Source organism: Stenotrophomonas sp. A3_2 (assembly GCF_036624925.1).
In the GTDB taxonomy this organism is placed as follows: Bacteria; Pseudomonadota; Gammaproteobacteria; order Xanthomonadales; family Xanthomonadaceae; genus Stenotrophomonas; species Stenotrophomonas hibiscicola.
In genome coordinates this window covers 1-342 of the sequence record NZ_JAZKVY010000102.1, presented here as the reverse complement: position 1 = coordinate 342, position 342 = coordinate 1, and the positions used below count along the sequence as shown (strand labels likewise).

1 pseudogene is annotated in these 342 nt (G+C 74.6%); it reads left to right on the top strand.

The features are described from left to right. Positions 1-84, top strand: a pseudogene (locus R5H29_RS02140) (lactoylglutathione lyase); the annotation flags it as partial. Positions 85-342 lie beyond the last annotated feature (258 nt).

The window sequence follows — 342 nt, the reverse complement described above, 5'->3', positions numbered from 1 at the left end:
CGGCTGACCGACGGCCGCATGAAGAACCTGGCCTTCATCAAGGACCCGGACGGCTACTGGGTCGAGATCATCGCCAACGTCTGACCCGGAAAGGGGCACAATTCCGGTAGCGCCGGGCCCTGCCCCGCGGCCCGGAGCCCGCCCCGCGGCGCGCGCGCCCGGCCCCGCCCCGCGCGACCGCCTCCGGCCCCGTGTTGTAGAGGTTGGGGTGGGGCGGGGGGTGCCCGGGGGCGGGCGCTGGGCGCCCTGACCACGGCGGCGGGGTAGGGCCGGCCGCTACCGGAATTGTGCCCCTTTCCGGGTCAGACGTTGGCGATGATCTCGACCCAGTAGCCGTCCGGG